Source organism: Kitasatospora sp. NBC_01266 (genome assembly GCF_036242395.1).
In the GTDB taxonomy this organism is placed as follows: domain Bacteria; phylum Actinomycetota; class Actinomycetes; order Streptomycetales; family Streptomycetaceae; genus Kitasatospora.
Genome location: NZ_CP108458.1, coordinates 5,796,219 through 5,821,084 on the forward strand (window position 1 = coordinate 5,796,219; position 24,866 = coordinate 5,821,084).

Sequence of the window (24,866 nt, forward strand, 5' to 3'; positions counted from 1 at the left end):
GATAGCCTGGCCGTTGTGGACGACCCCCAGGCCCCGTACCCACCGGCGACGCCGGCAGCACCAGCGGTACCACCCGCACCGGCCGCACCGGGGGATCGGCACGGCTACCCCCAGCACTGGGAGGCCGACATCCTGCTGCGCGACGGCGGCACCGCCCGGATCCGTCCCATCGTGCCGTCCGACGCCGAGCGCCTGGTGGAGTTCTACGCCCAGGTCTCCGAGCAGTCGAAGTACTTCCGCTTCTTCGCCCCCTACCCCCGGCTCTCCGACAAGGATGTCCAGCGCTTCACCCACCATGACTTCGTCGACCGGGTGGCACTGGCCGTGGTGGTCCGCGACCGCTTCATCGCCACCGTCCGCTACGACCGGATCGACGACCAGGGCCGGCCCAGCGTGCGCGGCACCGACGCCGAGGTGGCCTTCCTGGTGCAGGACGCCCACCAGGGGCGCGGAGTGGCCTCCGCACTGCTCGAGCACATCGCGGCGGTCGCCCAGGAGCGCGGAATCCGTCGCTTCGTCGCCGAGGTGCTCCCCGAGAACCGGAAGATGACCAAGGTCTTCACCGACGCCGGCTACACCCAGAAGCGCAGCTTCGCCGACGGACTGGTCCACCTGGAGTTCGAGCTGGAGCCGACCGCGGCCTCGGTCGCGGTGATGCGGGCCAGGGAGCACCGCGCCGAAGCCCGGTCGGTGCAGCGCTTGCTGACGCCCCGTTCGGTGGCGGTGATCGGGGTGTCCAGGACCGAGAACTCGGCCGGCCGGGCGCTGCTGCGGGCGCTGCGCGGCAGCTTCCACGGCCCGGTCTACGCGGTGAACCGCGCGGCCGCGCCCGGTGCCGAGCTGGAGGGCGTGCCGCTGATCCGCTCGGTGCTGGAGATCCCGGGCCCGGTGGACCTGGCGGTGCTCGCCGTCCCGGTCGAGGCGGTGCCCGCGGTGGTCGCCGACTGCGGTGCGCACGGTGTGCGCGGCCTGGTGGTGGTGACCGCGGGCTACGCCGAGACCGGTCCGGCCGGGCGCGAGCGGCAGCGCGCGCTGGTCCGCCAGGCCCGGGCGGCCGGCATGCGGGTGATCGGCCCGAACGCCTTCGGCCTGCTGAGCACCAATCCGGAGCACCCGCTCAACGCCTCGCTCGCCCCGGTGCTGCCGGCCGCCGGGCGGTTCGGGATCTTCTGCCAGTCCGGCGCGATCGGGGTGGCACTGCTGGAGGCGGCGCACCGGCGCGGGCTCGGCGTCTCCTCCTTCGCCTCGGTCGGCAACCGGGCCGACGTCTCGGGCAACGACCTGCTGCAGTACTGGGAGGAGGACGAGGGCACCGACGTGGTGCTGCTCTACCTGGAGTCCTTCGGCAACCCGCGCAAGTTCACCCGGATCGCCCGGCGGCTCGCGCTGGCCAAGCCGATCGTGGTGATCAAGGGCGCCCGGCACACCGGCAGCCTGCCGCCGGGGCACGCGGTGCCGCCCACCGCGGGCGGACTGCGCGACGCGACCGTGGACGCGCTCTTCCAGCAGGCCGGGGTGGTCCGGGTCGACACCATCACCGAACTCTTCGACACCGGCGAGCTGCTGGCCGACCAGCCGCTGCCGGCCGGCGACCGGGTCGCGGTGGTGGGCAACTCCGACTCGCTCGGCCTGCTCACCCACGACGCCTGCCTGAGCGCGGGCCTGCGGCCCGGCACTCCGGTGGACCTGACCACGGCCGCCACCGGCGACCACTTCCGGGTGGCCCTGGAGACCGCACTGAGCGACAGTGCCGTGGACGCGGTGATCGCGGTCGCCATCCCGCCCCTGACCACCCAGAGCATCGCGATCGGCGAGGAGCCGGCGCTGCCCGCCACCGACCCGGCGATCGGCGAGGGCCTGCTGGCCGCCGCGGCGATCGCCCGGCGGTTGGGCAAGCCGCTGCTGCTCACCCACCTCGCGCTCACCGACCTGCCGGCCGTGCTGAGCGCCGGCGAGCACCCGGTCCCGGCCTACCCCGCCCCCGAACGCGCCGTGCGCGCGCTGGCGCACGCCGTGCGCTACGGCGAGTGGCGGCGCACCGCCGAGAGCGCCGAGCAGACCGCCCGGGTCCCCGAACTCGACCGGGTCGACACGGCAGCCGCCCGCCGCCTGGTCGAGCGGGTGCTGGAGTCCCGTACCGCGCAGGCGGCCCGCACCCAGCCCGGCGGCGCCCGGTTCAGCCTCGGTGAGGAGCAGGCCGCCGAGCTGCTCGGGCACTACGGCATCGACGTGCAGCGCGGGCTTCCCGCACCCGACGAGGAGCGGGCGGTGGCCGCCGCCGCCCGGCTCGGCTACCCGGTCGCGCTCAAGGCCACCGCGGAGCACCTGCGCCACCGCCCCGACCTGGGCAGCGTGCGGCTGGACCTGACCGACGAGGACGGGCTGCGCCGGGCGCACCGCGAGGCGGCCGTGCTGCTCGGCGGCGCGGAGCGGGCGGAGCTGGTGGTGCAGCGGATGGCCGCGCGCGGGGTGGACACGGTGATCGGCGCGAGCGTGGACCCGGCGGCCGGCGCGATCCTCTCCTTCGGGCTGGCCGGCGCCCCCGCCGAGCTGCTCGGCGACCTGGCGCACCGGCTGATCCCGGCCACCGATCTGGAGGTGGCCGCCCTGGTCCGCGAGGTGCGGGCGGCCCCGCTGCTATTCGGCTGGCGCGGCGCGGACCCGGTGGACACCGGCGCGCTGGAGGAACTGCTGCTGCGGGTCTCCCAACTGGTCGACGACCTGCCGGAGGTGGCGGCGGTGGACCTGGAACCGGTGGTGGTGGCGCCGCACGGGCTGGCGGTGCTGGCCGCCCAGGTACGGATCGCGCCGCTGCCGGTCCGCAGCGATCTGGGCCCGCGTGCCATGAGCACCCTGTAGCCTTCCCGGGTTACGCCCGTGCGCCCGCCCCGCCTTCGGCCGGTTCGCGCGGACGGACGGCGCAGTCCAGCCCGCCGCGTCGGCGGGACATGCCAGGATGGAGTTATGGCGAAGACCGGTACCACCACCACGCAGGATCTGCGCTCGGCGATCGAGCGCAGCGGCTACTACCCCGCGCTGGTGTCCGAAGCCGTGGAGTCCGCGGTGGGCCCCGAGCCGATCACCTCCTACCTGGTTCACCAGGAGACGACCTTCGACGCCAACGAGGTCCGTCGGCATGTCACCGTGCTGGTGCTGACGGCCACCCGGTTCGTGGTCAGCCACACCGACGAGCAGGCCGCCGACGCGACCAGCCCGGTGCCGTACGCGACCACGTCCACCGAGAGCGTGCGGCTGGACCGGATCGGCTCGGTGGTGCTGAGCCGGATGGTCGCCAACCCGGAGACGTACACCCCGGGCCAGCTGCCGCGCGAGGTGGTGCTGACCATCGGCTGGGGCGCGGTGCAGCGGATCGACCTGGAGCCGGCCGGCTGCTCGGACCCGAACTGTGAGGCGGACCACGGCTACACCGGTTCGGCCACCGCCGACGACCTGTCGCTGCGGGTGAGCGAGGCCGGCGACGGCCCCGAGACGGTGGCCCAGGCGCTGCTCTTCGCCCGGGCGCTGTCCGAGGCCACCATCAGCGGGGCCTGAGAGCCCTGACCATGTCGCACCTCGCATCGCACGGCCACGACGACTTCCAGCTGCTCGACCCGGCCCAGGCACCCGCCCCCGGGTACGGCAGCGGCTCGCTCTGCGACCTGCTGCCCTCGGTGGCGGCGGGGATGGGCGTGCCCGGCTTCACCAGCACGCTGCCGATCGCCCCGGCCGACCGGGTCTGCGTCTTCCTGGTGGACGGCCTGGGCTGGGAGCTGATCCGCCGTCACCCCGAGTACGCCCCGTTCCTGAACTCGCTGCTGGCCGGCTCGCTCGGCGGCAGCGGGCGCCCGCTGACGGCTGGCTTCCCGGCCACCACCGCGACCTCGCTGGCCTCGGTCGGCACCGGACTGCCGCCCGGCCTGCACGGCCTGGCCGGCTACTCGGTGGCGATCCCCGGGCGCAACCAGCTGATGAACCAGCTGCGCTGGCAGCCGCCGATCGACCCGCACAGCTGGCAGCCGTACCCGACCGTCTTCGAGCGGGTGCACGCCGCGGGCGTGGCGGCCAGCCAGGTCTCCTCGCCGCTCTTCGCGCAGACCCCGCTGACCCGGGTGGCGCTCTCCGGCGGCGAGTTCCTCGGCCGCAGCACCGGCGAGGAGCGGATGGACCTGGCGGCCCGTCAGCTCGCCGCCGCCGACCGCGCGCTGGTCTACACCTACGTCAGCGAGCTGGACGGGATGGGCCACCGCTACGGGGTCGACTCGGAGGAGTGGCGGATGATGCTGCACACCGTCGACCGGCTCGCCCGGCGGCTGGCCGAGCAGTTGCCGCCGCGCTCGGCGCTGTACGTCACGGCCGACCACGGCATGATCGACATCGCGCCCGAGGACCGGATCGACTTCGACGACGACTGGGAGCTGAGCGCGGGCGTGGCTCTGCTCGGCGGCGAGGGCCGGGCCCGGCACGTCTACGCGGTGCCCGGCGCGGCGGCCGACGTGCACACGGTGTGGAGCGAGGTGCTCGGCGACCGGATGTGGGTGGCCACCAGGGACCAGGCGATCGAGGCCGGCTGGTTCGGCCCGGACGTCGACGACCGGGTCTACCACCGGATCGGCGACGTGGTCGCCGCCGCCCGGGACGACATCGCGGTGATCGCCTCGCGCACCGAGCCGGGCGAGTCCGCGATGATCGGGTTGCACGGCTCGATGACCCCGGTCGAACAGCTCGTCCCGCTGCTCGAGGTCCGCACCTGACCGTCGCGCACCACGACCACGCACCCGGCGACAGGCACCCGACGACACGCACCCGAGGACCGCGCGACCGACGACCGCGCGCCCGACGACCGCTGGGCTGACCATCGCTCGGCTGACCGCTCAGCTCACGAAAGGCCCACGCTTCACCCATGGCTGACCTGGTGTTCTTCTCCGGCACGATGGACTGCGGCAAGTCCACCCTGGCGTTGCAGATGAACCACAACCACGCCGCCCGCGGCAGGCAGGGGATCATCTTCGCCCGGCACGACCGGGCCGGCGCCTCCACCATCTCCAGCCGACTGGGCCTGCGCGCCGAGGCGGTCGAGGTGACCGAGGGCTTCGACTTCCAGCACTACGTGGTGCAACTGCTCTCGGCCGGCGGCAAGGTCGACTACCTGATCTGCGACGAGGCCAACTTCTACGCCGCCGAGCAGGTCGACCAGCTGGCCCGGGTGGTGGACGAACTGGGCATCGACGTCTTCACCTTCGGCATCACCACCGACTTCCGCACCCGGCTCTTCCCCGGCTCGCAGCGGCTGATCGAGCTGGCCGACCGGGTGGAGATCCTCCAGGTCGAGGCGCTCTGCTGGTGCGGGGCCAGGGCCACCCACAACGCGCGCACGGTCGGCGGGGTGATGGTGGTCGAGGGGCCGCAGGTGGTGGTCGGCGACGTCACGGTCAGCCAGGACGAGGTCGGCTACGAGGTGCTCTGCCGCCGCCACCACCGCCGCCGCCTCACCGCGGCGACGGCTCGGGCGGCCACGTTGTCGCCCGACGTGCTGCCCTTCGAGCGGCAGTAGGCCGCCCGCTCGCGGCCGGGCTACGGCAGCTCGACCACCGAGAACCGGCCGCCCTCCGGGTCGGCCAGCCGGGCCACCCGTCCGTACGGCGTGTCGTGCGCCTCGACCAGCAGCGCGCCGCCCAGCTCCAGGCACTGGCGCACCGTCAGGTCCACCTCGGTGACGGCGAAGTAGATCCGCCAGCGCGGCGGGCCGTCCCGCAGGTCGGTGGTCTGCTTGAGCCCGGCCACCCGGTGGCCCTCCACCCGCAGGGTGGCGTCCTCCTCGCCGCGGGCCACCGCCGAGGGCTCCGCCTCGACCACCGTGCGGCCCAGCACCGAGCCGTAGAAGGCGGCGGCCAGCGGCTCGTCGTTGGTCACCAGCTCGCTCCAGACCGGCGCGCCCGGCTCCCCGACCACCTCCCAGCCGAGGTGCTCCTGGCCCTCCCAGAGGCCGAAGAAGGCGCCGGACAGGTCGGCCGCCACCGCCAGCCGCCCGGCTCCCTCGGACTGCAGCGGGCCCACCGCCACCGTGCCGCCGCACTCGCGCACCCGGGCCGAGACCTCGTCGGCGTTGTCCACGGCGAAGTAGGTGGTCCACTCGGTCGGCAGCGCCGGCTGCCGGGGCGCCAGCCCGATCCCGGCCACCTTGGCCCCGCGCAGGCTGGCCCGCACGTAGGCGCCCAGCTCGGTGGGGCCCGGGGTGAAGCTCCACCCCAGGAGCGGACCGTAGAACGCCTCGGCCCGCTCCAGATCGTGGACCAGCAGACTCACCCAGCAGGGCGTGCCCTGGGCCACCTTGACCTTCACCGCCGTCATCCCAGACCTCCTCGCGCGGGCGCCCGGCCCGGCGGCTCGGGCCCCAGCCAGATGGTGCCACCTGGGCGGGCGGCAGATCGGGCGCCCGCGCGGAAATCATGGCAAAGAGCACACAAAGGACCACGGAGCGCCACTTGAGGACCGCCATTGGAGTGAGTGAGGCAGCACAATGGCGTCCATGGACGATCTGGAGAACACCTCTGAGTTGGATCCCGCCACGGCCTCGCCGCTGATCACCGTCGAGGAGTTGGCGAAGGCCCTGGCCGGGGAGCAGCCGCCGGTGCTGCTGGACATCCGCTGGCAGCTGTCGGCTCCCACCGCGGGTCAGGGTGGCGCGGGTGGCTCCTTCGGCGCCGCGGAGTACGCGCGGGGCCACCTGCCCGGCGCGGTCTTCGTCGACCTGGACCGCGAGCTGGCCGCCCCGCCGGCCGGCGCCCAGGGCGGTCGTCATCCGCTGCCCGACCCCGGGCAGCTCGGTGTCGCGCTGCGCCGGGCCGGGGTGCGCGGTGACCGCGCGGTGGTGGTCTACGACGGCGGACCGGCCACCTCGGCCGCCCGCGCCTGGTGGGTGCTGCGCTGGGCTGGCCACCCGGACGTGCGGGTGCTGGACGGCGGCATCGCCGCCTGGCGCGCGGCCGGAGCACCGGAGACCACCGAGGTGCCCGCCCCGGCCGAGGGCGACTTCACCCCGGTTCCCGGTGGTCTGCCGACGCTGGACGGCGACCAGGCCGCCGAACTGGCCCGCACCGGTGTGCTGCTGGACGCCCGCGCGGCGGAGCGCTACCGCGGTGAGGTCGAGCCGCTGGACCCGAAGGCCGGCCACATCCCCGGCGCTCTGAGCGCGCCCACCTTCGAGAACAACGCCGAGGACGGGCGCTTCAAGCCCGTCGCGGAGCTGGTGGAGCGGTTCCGCGCGCTGGGCGTCGGGGGAGAGCCGGTCGGCGTCTACTGCGGCTCGGGCGTGACGGCGGCTCACCAGGCGCTGGCGCTCGCGGTGGCGGGGCAGCCGGCGGCGCTCTACCCGGGCTCGTGGAGCGAGTGGTCCAATGATCCGCGCCGTCCGGTGGCGACCGGCGCCGAGCGGGGCTGAGCAGGCGTCGGACGAGGGCCGGTCACCCCGCTCCGGGGTGACCGGCCCTCGTCCGACGATCCGTCATTCCTGCTTCTTGCGGCGGCTGCCGAAGACGATCTCGTCCCAGCTGGGCACGGTGGCCCGGCGCCCGGGCCGCACGCCGTCCGCCTCCGCCTGCCGGTCGGTGGTGCCGACCAGCCGCTCCCGGTGCGGGGCGACCGCGCGCGGCATCAGGATGTCCGCGTACGCCGAACCGGCGCCGACGGCCGGGGCGGCGGCAGCTGCCGCCGGCTCCTCGACCTCCTGGCCCTCCTCCACCGGGGTGGCCTCGATCGTCGAGGGACCCACCGCCAGGTCGCCGCGGAAGGCCGGGACCACGTCCAGCAGGCTGGTCAGCGAATCCCGGGCCTCGGCGGCCGCGATCGCCTCCCTGGCCGGCAGCCGATCGGGCGGCGACATGATCCGGTCGGCCGAGGGCCGCTCGATCATCGGGCGCAGCGGGCGGTCCTGGGGCAGCCGGGCGATCCGCGGGATGAACGGGAAGACCGACTCCTCCTCGCGCTCGACGCTCTCGCCGATCAGCGCGCGGGCCTCGTCGTCGTTCGGCTGGACCAGGCGGCGGGGCGGGTCGTAGGTCCAGCTCGCGGTGCGGCCCTCGCCGTCCGAGCGGTAGGAGAGGGCCACTTCCCAGGTGCCGTCGTCGCGCCGCCAGGAGTCCCAGCGCTCGGTGTCCTTCTCGGCGGCGCGCAGCACCAGGCGCTCGGCGACGGCCTCACCCAGCTGCGGGCCGGTGGACTCGCCGGGGCGGCGGATCGGGGTCTTGCGGGCGCGCTCGGCCATGAAGGCGCGCTCGGCCAGCACCGGGCCCTCGAAGCGGCGAACCCGGTCCACCGAGATGCCGGCGGCCTGGGCGACCTCCTCAGCGGAGGCACCGGCTCGTATCCGCGCCTGGATGTCCCGGGGGCGCAGGTGGCTCTCGACCTCGATCTCGATCTGGCCGAGGCGCGGGCGGTCACCGCGGATGGCGGCGCGCAGCCGCTCATCGATGGGAAGGGTGTACTCCGTGCTGTCGGCAGCCTTGAGCACCAGCCGTGTGCCGTCGTTGCTGACGGCCACAACCCGCAGTTCGGGCACGGTTACCTCCCGGGTGGTGCCTGCCGACGTCACCTGCGTCGCTGCTCCCGTACTGAGTGTGGCCTGCCCACTGGCGACTTGCCACAACCTTGCAGAGTTCTCCGGTGTGTCGGACTTTCGTCCGATCACACCGCTGTGGCACGGTGGCCTGTTCGCCGCGTCGCTCTCCGTGACACCGCGTCAGACATTCCCGGCCGTTCCCCGCACGTGGATGTGGAGCGACGGTTCGGGTCGAGCGCCGCCGTGCGTGCCTGGGCCGAGGCTGTCGTTCCGACCGCCGCTGGTGGGGCAGTCGAGAGGATGACCGAAGGCTCAGGCTTCACGAACAGTACTCCATTCGTGGCATCCACAGGGGCGGCTCGCCGCTCAAGTCTCCCGCGATTCACGGGAATCTCAAGAGTGACGACTCCGTCGGCGGACAGCCGATCAGCTGACGGTGATCATCTTCACATATATCGACTGGAAGAAACCGGATTTTCGACCCTTGTGTCCTTCTTTGTGCACAATGAGCGGGCTTATCGGACAGCGCGACGAGTCCGCTGAGCCGACCTGACGAAATACCGACCGCCTACGACCCAGTGAGGAGAGCCGATGTCGGAGGAGAAACAGCCGGCCGTCCGGCGGATCGACCTGAGCCTGGCCCAGGTCGCCGCCAGCGCGCTCGCCGCCGTGGTCGGCGCGGTGCTCGCCTCCGAACTCGGGGTGTACGGGACGATCATCGGCGCGGCCGTGGTCAGCATCGGCGCCACCACCGGCGGCGCGGTCTTCCAGCACCTGTTCCGGCGCACCGGCCAGCAGTTGCGGGAGGCCACCGAGCGCGGGCCCGGCAACGCCGTCAACGAGCTGCGGCAGGTCCCGCTCACCGACACCGCCCCGCTGCCGACCGCCTGGCACGCCGAGGCCGACCGGGCCGGCCGGGCCGACTGGAACGACTCCGGGGTGTTCCGGGCCCGGCGGCGCTGGACCTGGCGGACCTACGCGGCGGTCTCCGCGCTGGTCTTCGCGCTCGCCATGGCGCCGATCCTGATCGTCGAGCTGGCCACCGGTCAGACCGTGCACTCGATGACCACCGGTCAGGACGGCGGCGGCACCTCGATCTTCCCCAGCGGCGGCGGCAAGCGCGTCGAGCCGTCGCCCGGCAGGCCGGCCGGTGCCGATCCGGCGGCGCCGCCGAGCCCGAGCGGCACCGGTACCCCGAGCCGGCCGGCCGGCTCGCCGTCGGGCTCGCCATCGAGCTCCGCCTCGCCGTCCGACGGCGCCAGGACACCCAGTCCGTCGCCGACCCCCAGCGCTTCGGCCGGCTCGCCCACCCCGACGCCCACGCCCACGCCCACCCCGAGCGCCTCGTCGTCCTCGACCCGGGGGACGGACGTGGGCGCGGACGCGGCCACCGGTGCGGCCACCCCGGCGAACCCGCCCGCCTCGCCCTGAGTCCGGGCGGGCGTCAGGCCCCCAGCACCCGGCGCAGGTAGGCGTTGGCGAACCGCCGCTCGGGGTCGACCCGGTCGCGCAGCCCGGTGAAGTCCTTGAAGTGCGGGTAGACGCCGGCCAGGTACTCGGCGTCCCGGCTGTGCAGCTTGCCCCAGTGCGGGCGGCCCTGGTGGGCGGTCATCAGCTGCTCGACGGCCGTGAAGTAGCCCTGCTCGGCGGAGCCCCGGTAGAGGTGCACCGCGATGTAGACGGTGTCGCGACCGCTCGCGGTGGAGAGCCACAGGTCGTCGGCCGGGGCGCAGCGCACCTCCACCGGGAAGCTGATCTGCCAGTCGTTCCGTTCCACCAGCGCCTTCAGCTCGCGCAGCACCTCGGTGGCCGCCGCCCGTGGCACCGCGTACTCCATCTCGATGAAGCGCACCTTGCGCGGGCTGGTGAAGACCTTGTACGCGGTGTCGGTGTAGCTCCGCTCGGACCAGGCCCGGCTGGCCACGGCCGCGATCGCCGGGATGCTCCTGGGGAAGGCGCGGCCGACCCGGCAGGCGCCCTCCCAGACCGTGTTGGAGAGGAAGTCGTCCTCCAGCCAGGCCTTGAAACCGGGCAGCGGTGCGGCCGGCCCCTGGCTGCGGTTGTTGCGCTTGGTGCTGCACCGGTCGGTGTGCGGGAACCAGTAGAACTCGAAGTGCTCGTTGACCGAGGTCAGCTCCTCGAAGGAGCCGATCACCTCGGCGAAACGCATCGGCTGCTCGCGGGCCGTCAGCAGGAAGGCCGGCTCCACCCCGAAGGTGATCGCGCTGAGTATCCCGAGCGCGCCCAGTCCCAGCCTGGCCCCCGCGAACAGCTCGGGGTCCTCGGTCGGGGAGCAGCGCCGCACGCTGCCGTCGGCGAGCACGATCTCCACAGCCTTGATCTGCGCGGCCAGCGAGGCCGAGTCCCGCCCGGTGCCGTGGGTGCCGGTGCTGGTCGCGCCCGCCACGGTCTGCACGTCGATGTCGCCCATGTTGGTCAGCGACAGGCCGGCCGCCGCCAGCAGCCGGTTCAGCCTGGCCAGTGGCAGTCCGGCCTCGACGGTCACCGTGCCGGCCGTGCGGTCCAGCTCGCGCACGGCGGTCAGCCCCTGGGGCCGGACCAGCACGCCGTCGTCGGCCGAGGCGATCGCGGTGAAGGAGTGGCCCGAGCCGACCGCCTTGACCGTGCGCCCCTGCTCGGCGGCCTGCCGCAGCACCTCGGCCAGCTCCTCGGCGGAGCCGGGAGTGACCACCTGCCGGGGTTCGGCACTCTGGTTGCCCGCCCAGTTGGTCCAGCGGCCGGTGGTGACGGTGGCGGGCATGCGGCGGTCTCCCTGCGACGGGTGCGTTACCAGTGGGTAGGGAGCCTAGCCACCGGCGTGTCCATGGTCTACGGTCCCGCGCGTTCGTCCCAACGGGTGATTCAGGGGGTCAGTGCCCGACCGGGACCGCCTGCGGCGTGTCGGCAGCGGCCGCCGGGCGCAGCCGGCGCCCGCCGGCCAGCGCGACCAGCAGTGCGAAGACGGCCGCCGTCAGCGGCACCCGGTACCCGGCCGCGGCGCCGGCCGCGTCCACCACCCAGCCGGCCAGCGAGGAGCCGCCGGCCACCCCGAGCGCCAGCCCGGTGGTGGTCCAGCTCATCCCCTCGGTCAGCTGTGCGGCGGGGACCAGCCGCTGGACCAGTCCCATCGCGGTGATCATGGTCGGGGCTATCGAGAGGCCGGAGAGGAAGAGCGCGCCGCCGACCGCCAGCAGTCCGACCAGGCCGGTGCACCAGAGCGCCACCAGGGTCAGCGGCACCATGCTCACCGCCATCACCCCCACGCCGAGCTGGAACCGCCGCTCGGCCGTGCGACGCGGGCGCAGCGCGCCGAAGACCGTGCCGGCCAGCGCCGAGCCGAGCGCGTAGACGGCCAGCACCAGACTGGAGGCGGCCTTGTGCCCCTGCGCCTGGGCGAAGGCCACGGTGACCACCTCGACCGCGCCGAAGATCGCTCCGGTGGCCACGAAGGTCAGCATCAGCACCTGCAGACCGGGGGAGCGGATCGCCGAGCCGCTCTCCTGGTGCGCCTCATGGTGCACCGGCGGCTCGGTGCCGCGCTGCGCGGTGAAGAGCAGCACCCCGAGCGCCAGGAAGATGCCGGCGAGCAGCACTCCGGCCTCCGGGAAGAGCGAGGTGGCCAGCCCGATCGAGAGGATCGGTCCGACGATGAAGATGAGCTCGTCCACCACCGACTCCAGCGCGTAGGCGGTGTGCAGCTTGGCCGCGTCCGAGCGGTAGAGGTGTGCCCAGCGGGCCCGGACCAGCGCGCCGGTGCTGACCATCGTGCCCATGCCGATCGCGCAGAGGAAGAGCGTCCAGTCCGGGGCGCCGGACCGGGCGCAGAGCAGCAGAGCGGCGGTGGACACCGTGGTCACCGCGGTGGCGGGCAGGGCGACCCGGCGCTGCCCGTGCCGGTCCACCAACCGGGAGACCTGAGGCCCGATGGCCGCCGCCGACAGTGCCATCACCGCCGAGACCGCGCCCGCCACGCCGTAGGAACCGCGCAGCTGGGAGAGCATGGTGACGATTCCGATGCCGGTCATCGAGATCGGCAGGCGGGAGACGAAGCCGGTGGTCGAGAAGGCGAGGCTGCCGGGGGCGGCGAAGATCTGGCGATAGCTGGACAGCACGGTGTCTCCGGGGTGGGGAGTTCCGGTTCCGGGGCCGAGCCCGGGAACTTCCGGCAACGACCCTGTCAGTAAGGAACATGGCTACCCTGACAGCTTACGAAGCCTGGCAAACGGAATAAACCGTGCCGCCCGGTCCGGCCCTGCCCGTGGGGCCCACCGGGGTGCAGTGGCAGGATCGGTGCCATGCCCGACGACACCCGCACGGAGCCCGGCCCGGCCTCCGCAGCCCCTTACGACGCCCTGCTGCTGCTCTCCTTCGGCGGCCCCGAGGGGCCCGAGGACGTGGTCCCGTTCCTGGAGAACGTCACCCGGGGCCGCGGCATCCCCAAGGAGCGCCTGGTCGAGGTCGGCCGGCACTACTTCGGCTTCGGCGGGGTCAGTCCGATCAACGCGCAGAACCGCGAGCTGCTCGCCGCGCTGCGCGCCGACTTCGCCGCGCACGGCCTGGACCTGCCGGTCTACTGGGGCAACCGGAACTGGGCCCCCTACCTGGTGGACACCCTGCGGGAGCTGGCCGAGGACGGTCACCGCCGGATCGCGGTGCTCGCCACCAGCGCCTACGCGGGGTACTCGGGCTGCCGCCAGTACCGGGAGAACCTGGCGGACGCGCTCGCCACCCTGGCCGAGGAGGGGCGCCCCGCGCTCACGGTGGACAAGCTGCGGCACTTCTACAACCACCCCGGCTTCGTCGAGCCGATGATCGAGGCCACCCTGGACGCGCTGGCCGAGCTGCCCGCCGAACTGCGTGACGGTGCCGAGCTGGCCTTCACCACCCACTCCATCCCGACCGCGATGGCGGCGAGCTCCGGGGCCCCCGACGACCCGGCCCGCGGCACTCCCGGGGGTGCGTACGTAGCCCAGCACCTGGACGTGGCCGAGCTGATCGTCACCGCCGTCGCCAAGGCCACCGGCGTGGCGGACCGCCGCTGGCAGCTGGTCTACCAGTCGCGCAGCGGTGCCCCGCACATCCCGTGGCTGGAGCCGGACATCTGCGACCACCTGACCGAACGCCGGGAGCACGGCGCGGCGGCCGTCGTGATGGTCCCGATCGGCTTCGTCTCGGACCACATGGAGGTCAAGTACGACCTCGACACCGAGGCGGTGGCCAAGGCCGCCGAGCTGAACCTGCCGGTGGCCCGCGCCGCCACGGTCGGCGCCGACCCGCGCTTCACCGCCGCCGTGCGCGAGCTGCTGCTCGAGCGGGCGGCCACCGAGCGCGGGCTCACGCCCCGGCGCTGCGCCCTGGGTGCGCTGGGCGCCGGCCACGACGTGTGCGCCGTTGACTGCTGCCCGAACCCCCGCGCGCCCCGCCCGGCCGCGGCCCAGGCTTGAGCGGAGCTCCACCGGGAGTCGACCGCCTTTCCTGCCAGCCCGATCTGCCGACCAGCCCGCCCTGCCGACGAGGAGCACCGTGTCCGACCAGACCCAGCCCGACGCCGCCCTGCTCGACGAACCGCTGCTCGACGAACTCCTCGCCCTCGCGCTGGAGGCCGCGCAGCAGGCCGGCGCCCTGCTGCGGGACGGCCGCCCGGCCGACCTCGGCGTGGCGGCCACCAAGAGCAGCCCGGTCGATGTGGTCACCGAGATGGACCTGGCCTCCGAGAAGCTGATCGTGGAGCTGATCACCGGGCGCCGCCCGCAGGACGGCTACCTCGGTGAGGAGGGCACCGAGCGATCCGGTGACAGTGGTGTGCGCTGGGTCGTCGACCCGCTCGACGGGACCGTCAACTACCTCTACGGGCTGCCGAACTGGGCGGTCAGCGTGGCCGCCGAGTACGCCGGCGAGGTGGTCGTCGGAGTGGTCTTCGCGCCGGTCCGGGGCGAACTCTTCCAGGCCGTGCTGGGCCGCGGCGCGCAGTGCGACGGCCGCCCGCTGGCCGGCCGCCCGGCGCCGCCCTGGAGCCAGGCGCTGGTCGCCACCGGCTTCAACTACGTGCAGCCGGTCCGGGTGCACCAGGCCGAGGTGCTGCACCGCCTGATGCCCGAGGTGCGGGACATCCGGCGGGCCGGTGCGGCCGCGCTCGACCTCTGCGACCTGGCGGCCGGCCGCCTGGACGGCTACTACGAGCGCGGCCTGTCCCCGTGGGACCTGGCGGCCGGCGGTCTGATCGCCCGCGAGGCCGGCCTGCTGACCGGCGGCCGGGTGGGCCGACCGGCCTCCGGCGAGCTGGTGGTGGCCGCGGCACCCGGTGTCTTCGAGCCGTTGCAGGCCCGGCTGGAGGAACTGGGCGCCTGGCACGACTGATCCCGGATCGGCCGCGCCGCGCCGCGCCGTGACGGGTGACGGCTTCGGTGGGACCGACCGATCGCAGACCGAGAGCCCCGGCGCAGCAGGCTGCGCCGGGGCTCTCGGTAGGTCGGGGATCGGAGGATCAGCTGTCAGGGGCCGGTCGGCCGGCCGGGGAGTGGCTTACGCGGCGGCTGGCGCCGGATCAGGCGCTGCGGGGCAGCGCCAGGACCGGATCGATGCCGTGGTCGGTGGCGATCCGGCGCAGGTCGTCCAGTTCGGACTGTTCGACCTCGGCCAGGAACTCGTCCCCGGACTCGAGTGCGCGGTGCAGATCCTGCTCGGTGTTCCTTATACGCTGCAGGATTCCGGCGGTGAAGGCGTCCATGCGGCAGACCCCCTTACGGTGTCGGATGTGCGCGGTCGAGCGTTCCCCGGTCGGGAGGGTGCGGTGATCCAGCGGGTGCGCCGTACCGGCTCACTGGCTCCGGTGGTGACGCCGATACGGCCTTGAGGCCGCTCCGTGGGACCTGCGATCCCCCAGCCGGTGCGGATGAACGCGCGGCGGGTGGGTGCGATCGCCTGACGGCGTGATCGCGGGTGTGCATTCGTCCTCCCCAGCCACGCGGCGGGGAAACCTCGGGCCACCAGAAACGCGGAGAAAGTTGCCGCCGTCACATTCGCCTCTCGTACCCGGGTTCGGGCCGGGGCCGGGCGCAGGGGCCGCGGCGGGCCGCCTTATCGGTGCTTTACCCGGGCAGGGGGCAGGATGGAGGGACCGTCGGAGTCGCAGGCCCGCGTACGGGACGCTCCGATCCCGCTGCGCGTGCCCCAGAGAAGGGACAACCGCTGTGCGGGTACTTGTCGTCGAGGACGAGCAGTTGCTCGCCGAAGCCGTGGCCACCGGCCTGCGCCGGGAGGCGATGGCCGTCGACGTGGTGTACGACGGCGAGGCCGCGCTGCAGCGGATCGCGGTCAACGACTACGACGTCGTGGTGCTCGACCGGGACCTGCCGCTGGTGCACGGCGACGACGTCTGCCGCAGCGTGGTCGAGCAGGGCCTGGCCACCCGGGTGATCATGCTGACCGCCTCCGGCGACATCAGCGACCGGGTCGAGGGCCTGGAGATCGGGGCGGACGACTACCTGCCCAAGCCGTTCGCTTTCAGCGAACTCGTCGCCCGGGTGCGCGCGCTGGGCCGGCGCGCCACCGTCCCGCTGCCGCCGGTCCTCGAGCGTGCCGGGATCACCCTCGACCCGGGCCGCCGCGAGGTGCTGCGGGACGGCCGCTCGATCCAGCTGGCCCCCAAGGAGTTCGCCGTCCTGGAGGTCCTGATGCGGGCCGGCGGGGCCGTGGTCTCCGCCGAGCAGCTGCTGGAGAAGGCCTGGGACGAGCACACCGACCCGTTCACCAACGTGGTCCGGGTCACCGTGATGACGCTGCGGCGCAAGCTCGGCGACCCGGCCGTCATCGTCACCGTGCCCGGCTCCGGCTACCGGATCTGACCCCCACCCACCCCGCCACCTCCAAGGGGACGACACTCATGACCACCCCGCCCACGATCGGCGGGCCCTCCGGCAGTTCCCATACGGTGCCGCCGCGCCCGGACCATCCGCCACGTTCCGAGCAGTCGCCACGCCCGGCCGTCGAGCGGCAGCCCGACCCGCACCTGCCCGGCGACGGGCTGAGCTGGCTGCCGTTCCGCCCGACCATCCGGATCCGCCTCACCCTGCTGTACGGCGGGATGTTCCTGATGGCCGGCGTGGTGCTGCTGATGCTCATGTATTTCGTGGTGCGCCAAGCCTTCGAGAACACCACGCTGCCGCAGATCTACATCGACCCCGGGGTCACCGCCCGGATCGGCGGGCAGCCGGTCAGCGGCGACACGTTCAACCAGTACATGAAGACCGCGCTGACCGCCGGGCAGCACAGCGAACTCGACTCCCTGCTGCGCCAGGCGCTCACGGTGCTGGTGGTGCTCGCCCTGATCGCCTTCGCGGCCGGCTACGCGATGGCGGGGCGGGTGCTGCGCCCGCTCGGCCGGATCACCCGGACCGCCCGCGAGGTGGCCAGCTCCGACCTGCACCGGCGGATCGAGATGGAGGGCCCGGACGACGAGCTCAAGGAGCTCGCCGACACCTTCGACGACATGCTCGACCGGCTGGACCGCTCCTTCGACTCCCAGCGCCGTTTCGTCGCCAACGCCTCGCACGAGCTGCGCACCCCGCTGGCGATCAACCGCACCCTGCTGGAGGTGCAGCTGTCCGACCCGGCCACCTCGCCGGACCTGCAGCAGCTCGGCAAGACCCTGCTGGCCACCAACGAGCGCAGCGAGCAGCTGGTCGAGGGCCTGCTGCTGCTGGCCCACAGCGACAACGAGCTGACCGACCGGCGCCCGGTGGAGCTGTCCGAGGTGGCCTCCCGGGCGATCGAGCAGAGCCGCTCGGAGGCGGGCAGCCGGGAGGTGGAGATCCGCGCCGAGCTCAACCCGGTGGCCGTCTCCGGCAACGGCGTGCTGCTGGAGCGGATCGCGCTCAACCTGCTGCAGAACGCCGTCCGGTACAACCTGCCGGACGGCTGGGTGGAGATCACCACCTCGCCCGGGCCCGGTGGTCTGGGTGAACTGGTGGTCAGCAACACCGGTCCGGTGGTCCCCGGCTACGAGCTGGAACACATCTTCGAGCCGTTCCGGCGGGTCAAGGGTGCGGACCGGACCCGCAGTGACAAGGGGGTCGGACTGGGCCTGTCGATCGTCCGCTCGGTGGTCCGCGCGCACGGCGGATCCATCGAAGCGGTGCCCCGCCCCGGCGGTGGACTGACCATGCGGGTACGAATCCCCGGAGCCTGACCCGCTCCCCGGAACCCGATCCACCGACCATCGCGGCGCTGGCCGCCCCGAGCGCCCTGGTACGCCCTTCACCTGCACGAAGGAGCGGACCAGGGCGCTTGTCATATCCGGCGCTAACAACTTACGGTGTCGTAAGTTACGCTTGCGTAAGTGACGCGTCCGTAAGTCCCATCCCTCAGGAGCTCCCGTCGTGACCATCGCCCCCGCCCAGCGCACCGGCTCGACCGCCTGGACCGATGCCCGGCTGATCCTCGCCCTGGAAGAGGTCGTCGAGACCGAGCTCAACCGCCACCTGACGGTGGCCAAGGAGTGGATGCCGCACGAGTACATCCCGTGGAGCCAGGGGCGGGACTTCGACGGTGTGCTCGACGGCGAGGCCTGGGAGCTCGGCCAGTCGCGGGTCACCCCGCTCGGCCGGATCTCGCTGGTGGTCAACCTGCTGACCGAGGACAACCTCCCCAGCTACCACCACGAGATCGCCACCATGTTCGGGCGCGAGGGCGCCTGGGGGACCTGGGTGCACCGCTGGACGGCCGAGGAGGGCCGGCACGGCATAGCGCTGCGCGACTACCTGCTGACCACCCGCGCGGTCGACCCGGTGGCCCTGGAGCGGGCCCGGATGGACCACATGTCGGCCGGCTTCGAGTCCGACAACGCGCACAGCATGCTGCACTCGGTCGCCTATGTGGCCTTCCAGGAGCTCGCCACCCGCATCTCGCACCGCAACACCGGCCACTTCGCGGGCGACCCGCTCTGCGAGCAGCTGCTGGCGAAGATCGCCAACGACGAGAACCTGCACATGGTCTTCTACCGGAACCTGCTGAGGGCCGCGCTGGAGCTCGCGCCGGACCTCGCGATGCAGGCCATCCGCGACGTAGTTACCGACTTCCGGATGCCCGGCCACGGGATGCCCGGCTTCGAGCGGGCGGCGGCGCAGATCGCCATCGGCGGCATCTACAACCTGCGGATCCACCACGACGATGTGCTCCAGCCGGTGCTGCGCCACCTCAAGGTGATGGAGATCGGCGGGCTGGGCCCGGCCGGGCTGCAGGCCCAGCAGGAGCTCGGGCTCTTCCTGGACGGCCTGGACACCCAGGCCACCCGGTTCGACGAGCGCCAGGCCGCGCTGCTCGCCCGCCGGGCCGCCAACGCCGCGCGCAAGGCCGGCTGAACCCGCCGTACGGCGCGGAGTCGCCGGGGCCCGGCCGCCGGAGCAGCGGGGCCCAGCGCAGGGAAGTGGTGAGCGGTCGGCGCGGGGGCGCGTCGGGCGGGTGGTGCGCCATCGGCGGAGCCCGTCCGGAAAGCCCCACAGCCGCCACTTGAGCCCTACCACAACTCGAGTCGATGGGGTGGTTCCTGCGGTTTCGTCCGAAAAATGATTCACCGTGACCAAGGTCACATCGGTGGACCGCACTCGTTCGGATGATCTCGCAGAGTGATCGGCTGACCGCCGCCGATCATTGCGCACAGTAGCCGGATCCGGTGGCCGCGCTTCCGCTGTGGTTGACGGCCAAGCCCGCCGTGAACTGCGCCGAGGCGCGATGGCGCACGTGTCTGACGGGGCGTACCATCACCATCCGTATTCGACAGCGGGTGGCTGGTGGCCACCGGCGGCCACTGTCCGCAAGCCCATCGAAGACGGCCTCGATCACCTGGTCGGGCCCGCCGCTGAGTGTCGATTGAGTAACAGGGCTTGAAGTAAGGCACAATCTCGGCCTCGGGTCGGGCACAAGACCGGCCCCTCATGCGTTACGTGCGCTGGAGATACCGCACACACCCAGAGGGGGAGAGCGAAACATGGCAACGGACTACGACACCCCGCGCAAGACAGACGACGACATCAACGAGGACAGCATCGAGGAGCTCAAGGCTCGTCGAAACGAGAAGTCGGCACCCTCGGTCGATGTTGACTTCGACGACTCCGGCGAGAGCCTCGAACTTCCCGGCGCAGACCTCTCCAACGAGGAGCTGTCCGTCCGGGTGCTGCCCCGTCAGGCCGACGAGTTCACCTGCATGACCTGCTTCCTGGTGCACCACCGCAGCCAGCTCGCCGGTGAGAAGAACGGCCATCCGTTCTGCCGGGACTGCGCCTGAACATCGGGCGGCCAGGGGCTGAGTCCGGCGCCTGCCCCAGGGCAGGTCGGCGCCGGCCCGGCGCACCGCCCCGCCGGAGCGGGACACCGCCCCGGCGGCTGATCGGGCCACCGATTCGGTGGTCGCACGCGAATGGCGAAGGGACGGTCCGTCGTGACGGACCGTCCCTTCGCCATTCGCGTGCCACGCCGACCCCGGTGCCGGACGTTCTCCGGAACCGGGCCTTCGTCAGGACTGCGCCGCACCGATCGCGGCGGCCAGGGCCTGCGGGTCGCGGGTGGAGAGATAGAGGTAGGGCGTGGGGTCATCCGGATCGGTGACCTCCACCCGCAGCGCGGTCGGGACGTAGCTGCGCAGCAGCATGAAGGCGCGCGGGTCGGCCTTCACCGAGCGCCAGGCGACCGCCTCCTTGGCGTCCAGCGGCCGGGCCTCACCCAGCGCGGTCAGGGGGATCCGGGCCTGCCCCGCCACCAGGGACCCCTGGACCACCCGGATCCGCGCCGAGCCGTACGAGCTCAGCCCGAGCGTTCCGATCACCAGGCCGACGACCAGGCCGATGAGGCCCGGCATCGACCCGAACTTCAGCAGGATCAGGCCGATCGACAGGCCGGCCGCGATCGGCAGCAGCCACCAGGAGCGGGGCGCGGTGAGGCGTTCGTCGTACATGTCCCCCATTGTGGGTGCCGATTCCTACGGCCCGGCACCAGCCCCCGGTTCAGGGGTGAAATCGACTGGTGCGCCGGTAACTACTGGCGGGTAGGGTCGGGCGCTGTGACTGGATCCACCGCCCCAAGACCGGCCCCGCAGGGCTCTGCCGGCCCGGCCGAGCAGCCGCGTCAGCCGCTGACACCGACCACCCCACCGGTCGACGCCGTCCTGCCGGTGCGCCACCCCGAGGCGCCCGTCCCCGGGACCCTGCTCGGCTCGCACTACGCGCACTGCTTCGGTTGCGGCCCGCAGCACAGCAGTGGTCTGCAACTGGACGTGCGGGCCGGCGAAGGGCTCGACGTCACCGCCGAGTTCACCGTCAGGCCGGTACACCAGGGCGCGCCAGGGCTGGCCCATGGCGGCCTGCTGACCACAGCGATGGACGAGACCCTCGGCTCGCTCAGCTGGCTGCTGCACCTGGCCTCGGTCACCGGCCGCCTCGAAGCCGACTTCGTCCGACCGGTCCCGGTCGACTCGCTGCTGCACATCCGGGCCTGGGTGACCGGCGTGCACGGCCGCAAGCTCTACAGCGCGGGTGAGGGGCGGATCGGCGGTCCCGACGGGCCGGTGGCGATCCGGGCGGCCGCCCTCTTCGTTCAGGTGAAACTGGAACACTTCACCACGCACGGTCGTCCTGAGGACATCAAGGCTGCCCTGGACGACCCTGACCAGTTCAAGCGCGCCAGAGCCTTCGAGGTGAATCCGTGAGTTCCTCCACCCGTCCGCCGGTCGACATCCTGATCCGACGCCTGGACCCCGAGTTGCCGCTGCCCGGCTACGCCCAGCCCGGCGACGCCGGCGCCGACCTGTGTGCTGCCGTCGACGCAGAGCTGGAACCGGGCGAGCGCACCGTGATCCCGACCGGTATCGCCATCGCGTTGCCGGACGGCTACGCCGCGTTCGTGCACCCGCGCTCGGGCCTGGCAGCTCGTTGCGGAGTTGCGCTCGTGAACGCCCCAGGGACGGTCGATGCCGGGTACCGTGGTGAGATCAAGGTGATCGTCGTCAACCTGGACCCGCGCGAGCGGGTCAGCTTCCGACGTGGGGACCGGATCGCCCAGCTGGTGATCCAGCAGGTCGAGAAGGCCCGCTTCCACGAGGTGGCCGAACTGCCCGGGTCCGCACGCGCCGAGGGTGGGTTCGGGTCGACCGGTGGCCACGCGGCGGTTTAGCATGCCGCGGCCCGCCGGCTCGGGCCGAGCAGGTCGCCGAAGGTACGAGCAGGAATTCGCATCGGTCTTGGACCGGGAAGGACAGTGACCGTGTTCCGTCGTCGCCAGAAGAGCGAGGACGCTGTCGAGCAGCTCGCCGAGGACGCCATCAGCGCCGACGAGACGGCCGATGACGTCGAAGGTTCCGCCGACTCCGAGAGCGAGACACTGACCGACGTCGACGATGTCGACGAGGCTGTGGAGGAGGACCCGGCGGATCGGGTCGGCCTGCCTCCGGCTCCGCGCCCCGATGGTCCCTGGGACTTCTCCGAGCTGGAGAGCCCCGCCGAGGGCCGGGTCGACCTGGGTGGCCTGCTGGTCCCCGGGGTGGAGGGAATGGAGCTGCGGGTCGAGGTGGCAGGCGACGCGATCGTGGCCGCCACCCTGGTCCTCGGCAACAGCGCCATCCAGCTCCAGGCCTTTGCCGCGCCCAAGTCCGAGGGCATCTGGGGTGAGGTCCGCGACGAGATCGCGGACGGCATCCGCACCCAGGGCGGCCTGGTCGAGGTCGAGGAGGGCAACCTCGGCTGGCACCTGCGCGCACAGGTTCCGGTGCAGTTGCCGGACGGTACGCAGGGTGTGCAGCTGGTCCGCTTCGTCGGCTGCGACGGCCCGCGCTGGTTCCTGCGCGGCGTGATCTCCGGGCAGGCCGCCGTGCAGCCCGAGACCGCGGATGTCCTGGAGCAGGTGTTCCGGCAGACCGTCGTCGTCCGCGGCGAGGTCCCGATGGCGCCGCGCGACCCGATCGTGCTCAAGCTCCCCGAGGACGCCCAGATGGTCGCCGACGGCGGCGTCGGCGCCCCCGAGGCGGAGACCTCGCGGTTCGGGGACGCGACGCTCAGCCCGTTCGCGCGCGGCCCGGAGATCACCGAGGTCCGCTGACGGCACCGTCGCGCCGGCAACGAGCCGCGACAGCCCGCCTGACCTGGGCTTCCGAAGGCCTCATCGAGGGCCTGGAAGCCGTGCCGGCCCCGGACAGCACTGCTGTCCGGGGCCGGTTTGACTCCGGGTTGGTCGATGCGTACTGTTCTCCGAGTTGCCCGGACCACGTTATGTGGCGGCGAGTAAATCTGATGAGCGTGAAAATCGCGAGACAGAAGCTCTGCTAGAGTCTGGGACAGCGGAAAGCCGAAAGGCCGGAAGCGAAATGCGGAAAGCGAAGCGGAAAAGGCACTGAGCCGGATCTGATAAGCTGGAAACACGAAAGAACGAAGCGCCCGGAGAGCTTGCGAGAGCGGCTTGAAGGAAGCGTCCGTCCCTTGAGAACTCAACAGCGTGCCAAAAGTCAACGCCAGATATGTTGACATCCCCGGCCTCGATCGCTTGATCGGGGTTGGAGATTCCTTTTGAAGTAAAACACTAGCGAGGACGCAGTGCACGAGGCCGCCCTATTCCGGTGGTTGTCGTGCCGCTCAACGCGGGTGGCCGCTCGCGCTTTTAATTAAGCACTGTCGAGCAGACATTCACGGAGAGTTTGATCCTGGCTCAGGACGAACGCTGGCGGCGTGCTTAACACATGCAAGTCGAACGGTGAAGCCCTTCGGGGTGGATCAGTGGCGAACGGGTGAGTAACACGTGGGCAATCTGCCCTGCACTCTGGGACAAGCCCTGGAAACGGGGTCTAATACCGGATATGACCTTCCTCCGCATGGGGGTTGGTGTAAAGCTCCGGCGGTGCAGGATGAGCCCGCGGCCTATCAGCTTGTTGGTGGGGTAATGGCCTACCAAGGCGACGACGGGTAGCCGGCCTGAGAGGGCGACCGGCCACACTGGGACTGAGACACGGCCCAGACTCCTACGGGAGGCAGCAGTGGGGAATATTGCACAATGGGCGAAAGCCTGATGCAGCGACGCCGCGTGAGGGATGACGGCCTTCGGGTTGTAAACCTCTTTCAGCAGGGAAGAAGCGCAAGTGACGGTACCTGCAGAAGAAGCACCGGCTAACTACGTGCCAGCAGCCGCGGTAATACGTAGGGTGCGAGCGTTGTCCGGAATTATTGGGCGTAAAGAGCTCGTAGGCGGCCTGTCGCGTCGGATGTGAAAGCCCGGGGCTTAACCCCGGGTCTGCATTCGATACGGGCAGGCTAGAGTGTGGTAGGGGAGATCGGAATTCCTGGTGTAGCGGTGAAATGCGCAGATATCAGGAGGAACACCGGTGGCGAAGGCGGATCTCTGGGCCATTACTGACGCTGAGGAGCGAAAGCGTGGGGAGCGAACAGGATTAGATACCCTGGTAGTCCACGCCGTAAACGTTGGGAACTAGGTGTTGGCGACATTCCACGTCGTCGGTGCCGCAGCTAACGCATTAAGTTCCCCGCCTGGGGAGTACGGCCGCAAGGCTAAAACTCAAAGGAATTGACGGGGGCCCGCACAAGCAGCGGAGCATGTGGCTTAATTCGACGCAACGCGAAGAACCTTACCAAGGCTTGACATATACCGGAAACGTTCAGAGATGGGCGCCCCCTTGTGGTCGGTATACAGGTGGTGCATGGTTGTCGTCAGCTCGTGTCGTGAGATGTTGGGTTAAGTCCCGCAACGAGCGCAACCCTTGTTCTGTGTTGCCAGCATGCCTTTCGGGGTGATGGGGACTCACAGGAGACTGCCGGGGTCAACTCGGAGGAAGGTGGGGACGACGTCAAATCATCATGCCCCTTATGTCTTGGGCTGCACACGTGCTACAATGGTCGGTACAAAGGGCTGCGATACCGTGAGGTGGAGCGAATCCCAAAAAGCCGGCCTCAGTTCGGATTGGGGTCTGCAACTCGACCCCATGAAGTTGGAGTTGCTAGTAATCGCAGATCAGCATGCTGCGGTGAATACGTTCCCGGGCCTTGTACACACCGCCCGTCACGTCACGAAAGTCGGTAACACCCGAAGCCGGTGGCCTAACCCTTGGGAGGGAGCCGTCGAAGGTGGGACCAGCGATTGGGACGAAGTCGTAACAAGGTAGCCGTACCGGAAGGTGCGGCTGGATCACCTCCTTTCTAAGGAGCACATGGCCGGTTGCGAGCGAATGTCTCGCACGGTTGCTCATGGGTGGAACGTTGACTATTCGGCACACAGGGTTGGTTGTCTCCTAGTACTGCTTCGGCGTGGAACGGTTTCGGTTGAT

21 protein-coding genes and 1 rRNA gene are annotated in these 24,866 nt (G+C 71.6%); 16 read left to right on the forward strand and 6 right to left on the reverse strand.

Annotation, left to right across the window (positions count from 1 at the left end):
* The first annotated feature begins 15 nt into the window (after positions 1 to 15).
* The 4 genes from OG403_RS25285 to OG403_RS25300 all read left to right on the forward strand — a co-directional run bounded on the left by OG403_RS25285 (position 16) and on the right by OG403_RS25300 (position 5,551).
* On the forward strand, positions 16 to 2,859 hold the full coding sequence (locus OG403_RS25285) for a bifunctional acetate--CoA ligase family protein/GNAT family N-acetyltransferase (protein WP_442910980.1): 2,844 nt from the start codon (positions 16 to 18) through the stop codon (positions 2,857 to 2,859).
* A 105-nt stretch (positions 2,860 to 2,964) separates the two neighbouring features.
* On the forward strand, positions 2,965 to 3,552 hold the full coding sequence (locus OG403_RS25290) for a DUF5998 family protein (RefSeq protein WP_329568123.1): 588 nt from the start codon (positions 2,965 to 2,967) through the stop codon (positions 3,550 to 3,552).
* A gap of 11 nt (positions 3,553 to 3,563) precedes the next feature.
* Entirely contained in the window at positions 3,564 to 4,751 is a 1,188-nt protein-coding gene (locus tag OG403_RS25295; protein ID WP_329568125.1) for an alkaline phosphatase family protein, read from the forward strand.
* A gap of 149 nt (positions 4,752 to 4,900) precedes the next feature.
* Complete coding sequence (locus OG403_RS25300) at positions 4,901 to 5,551, forward strand: thymidine kinase (RefSeq protein WP_329568127.1); 651 nt, start codon at positions 4,901 to 4,903, stop codon at positions 5,549 to 5,551.
* Positions 5,552 to 5,571: 20 nt separating this feature from the next.
* Here OG403_RS25300 and OG403_RS25305 read toward each other — a convergent pair whose 3' ends face one another.
* Entirely contained in the window at positions 5,572 to 6,348 is a 777-nt protein-coding gene (locus tag OG403_RS25305) for a VOC family protein (protein WP_329568129.1), read from the reverse strand.
* A 178-nt stretch (positions 6,349 to 6,526) separates the two neighbouring features.
* Between OG403_RS25305 and OG403_RS25310 the strand changes: the two genes are divergently transcribed.
* Positions 6,527 to 7,438, forward strand: coding sequence for a sulfurtransferase (locus OG403_RS25310; RefSeq protein ID WP_329568131.1), 912 nt, complete (start codon positions 6,527 to 6,529; stop codon positions 7,436 to 7,438).
* 63 nt (positions 7,439 to 7,501) lie between these two features.
* Here the strand turns inward: OG403_RS25310 and sepH are convergent, their stop codons facing one another.
* Positions 7,502 to 8,587: a septation protein SepH gene (sepH, locus tag OG403_RS25315; protein WP_329568133.1), complete on the reverse strand. Its 1,086-nt coding sequence runs from the start codon at positions 8,585 to 8,587 to the stop codon at positions 7,502 to 7,504.
* Between the two features lie 558 nt (positions 8,588 to 9,145).
* On the opposite strand from sepH, the gene OG403_RS25320 reads away from it, so the two are divergent.
* A complete protein-coding gene (locus tag OG403_RS25320; protein ID WP_329568135.1) occupies positions 9,146 to 9,985 on the forward strand; it encodes a hypothetical protein in 840 nt (279 codons plus the stop codon).
* Between the two features lie 13 nt (positions 9,986 to 9,998).
* Here the strand turns inward: OG403_RS25320 and OG403_RS25325 are convergent, their stop codons facing one another.
* Both OG403_RS25325 and OG403_RS25330 read right to left on the reverse strand, forming a co-directional pair.
* On the reverse strand, positions 9,999 to 11,315 hold the full coding sequence (locus tag OG403_RS25325; RefSeq protein ID WP_329568137.1) for a D-arabinono-1,4-lactone oxidase: 1,317 nt from the start codon (positions 11,313 to 11,315) through the stop codon (positions 9,999 to 10,001).
* Positions 11,316 to 11,424: 109 nt separating this feature from the next.
* On the reverse strand, positions 11,425 to 12,666 hold the full coding sequence (locus tag OG403_RS25330; RefSeq protein WP_329568139.1) for an MFS transporter: 1,242 nt from the start codon (positions 12,664 to 12,666) through the stop codon (positions 11,425 to 11,427).
* A 183-nt stretch (positions 12,667 to 12,849) separates the two neighbouring features.
* Here OG403_RS25330 and OG403_RS25335 point away from each other — a divergent pair, with 183 nt between their 5' ends.
* Complete coding sequence (locus OG403_RS25335; RefSeq protein ID WP_329568141.1) at positions 12,850 to 13,998, forward strand: ferrochelatase; 1,149 nt, start codon at positions 12,850 to 12,852, stop codon at positions 13,996 to 13,998.
* Positions 13,999 to 14,077: 79 nt separating this feature from the next.
* Positions 14,078 to 14,911, forward strand: a complete 834-nt coding sequence (locus tag OG403_RS25340) for an inositol monophosphatase family protein (RefSeq protein ID WP_329568142.1) — start codon at positions 14,078 to 14,080, stop codon at positions 14,909 to 14,911.
* A gap of 187 nt (positions 14,912 to 15,098) precedes the next feature.
* On the opposite strand, the gene OG403_RS25345 is transcribed toward OG403_RS25340, so the two are convergent.
* Entirely contained in the window at positions 15,099 to 15,281 is a 183-nt protein-coding gene (locus tag OG403_RS25345) for a hypothetical protein (RefSeq protein ID WP_329568144.1), read from the reverse strand.
* 463 nt (positions 15,282 to 15,744) lie between these two features.
* On the opposite strand from OG403_RS25345, the gene OG403_RS25350 reads away from it, so the two are divergent.
* From OG403_RS25350 to OG403_RS25365, 4 genes are all read left to right on the forward strand, one after another.
* On the forward strand, positions 15,745 to 16,398 hold the full coding sequence (locus OG403_RS25350) for a response regulator transcription factor (RefSeq protein WP_266293287.1): 654 nt from the start codon (positions 15,745 to 15,747) through the stop codon (positions 16,396 to 16,398).
* A 38-nt stretch (positions 16,399 to 16,436) separates the two neighbouring features.
* Positions 16,437 to 17,741, forward strand: a complete 1,305-nt coding sequence (locus OG403_RS25355; RefSeq protein ID WP_329568146.1) for a sensor histidine kinase — start codon at positions 16,437 to 16,439, stop codon at positions 17,739 to 17,741.
* Positions 17,742 to 17,931: 190 nt separating this feature from the next.
* Entirely contained in the window at positions 17,932 to 18,912 is a 981-nt protein-coding gene (locus tag OG403_RS25360) for an acyl-ACP desaturase (RefSeq protein ID WP_329568148.1), read from the forward strand.
* Between the two features lie 626 nt (positions 18,913 to 19,538).
* Complete coding sequence (locus tag OG403_RS25365; protein ID WP_329568151.1) at positions 19,539 to 19,835, forward strand: DUF4193 domain-containing protein; 297 nt, start codon at positions 19,539 to 19,541, stop codon at positions 19,833 to 19,835.
* 228 nt (positions 19,836 to 20,063) lie between these two features.
* Here the strand turns inward: OG403_RS25365 and OG403_RS25370 are convergent, their stop codons facing one another.
* Positions 20,064 to 20,501 (reverse strand): DUF3093 domain-containing protein, encoded by a 438-nt coding sequence (locus tag OG403_RS25370; protein WP_442910981.1) that lies wholly within the window; start codon positions 20,499 to 20,501, stop codon positions 20,064 to 20,066.
* Positions 20,502 to 20,678: 177 nt separating this feature from the next.
* Here OG403_RS25370 and OG403_RS25375 point away from each other — a divergent pair, with 177 nt between their 5' ends.
* The 4 genes from OG403_RS25375 to OG403_RS25390 all read left to right on the forward strand — a co-directional run bounded on the left by OG403_RS25375 (position 20,679) and on the right by OG403_RS25390 (position 24,738).
* Positions 20,679 to 21,251, forward strand: coding sequence for a PaaI family thioesterase (locus OG403_RS25375; RefSeq protein WP_329572551.1), 573 nt, complete (start codon positions 20,679 to 20,681; stop codon positions 21,249 to 21,251).
* Complete coding sequence (gene dut, locus OG403_RS25380; RefSeq protein WP_329568155.1) at positions 21,248 to 21,715, forward strand: dUTP diphosphatase; 468 nt, start codon at positions 21,248 to 21,250, stop codon at positions 21,713 to 21,715. The genes OG403_RS25375 and dut overlap by 4 nt, the downstream gene beginning before the upstream one ends.
* Positions 21,716 to 21,805: 90 nt before the next feature.
* Positions 21,806 to 22,636: a DUF3710 domain-containing protein gene (locus tag OG403_RS25385; protein WP_329568157.1), complete on the forward strand. Its 831-nt coding sequence runs from the start codon at positions 21,806 to 21,808 to the stop codon at positions 22,634 to 22,636.
* 580 nt (positions 22,637 to 23,216) lie between these two features.
* A 16S ribosomal RNA gene (locus OG403_RS25390) occupies positions 23,217 to 24,738 on the forward strand.
* Positions 24,739 to 24,866 lie beyond the last annotated feature (128 nt).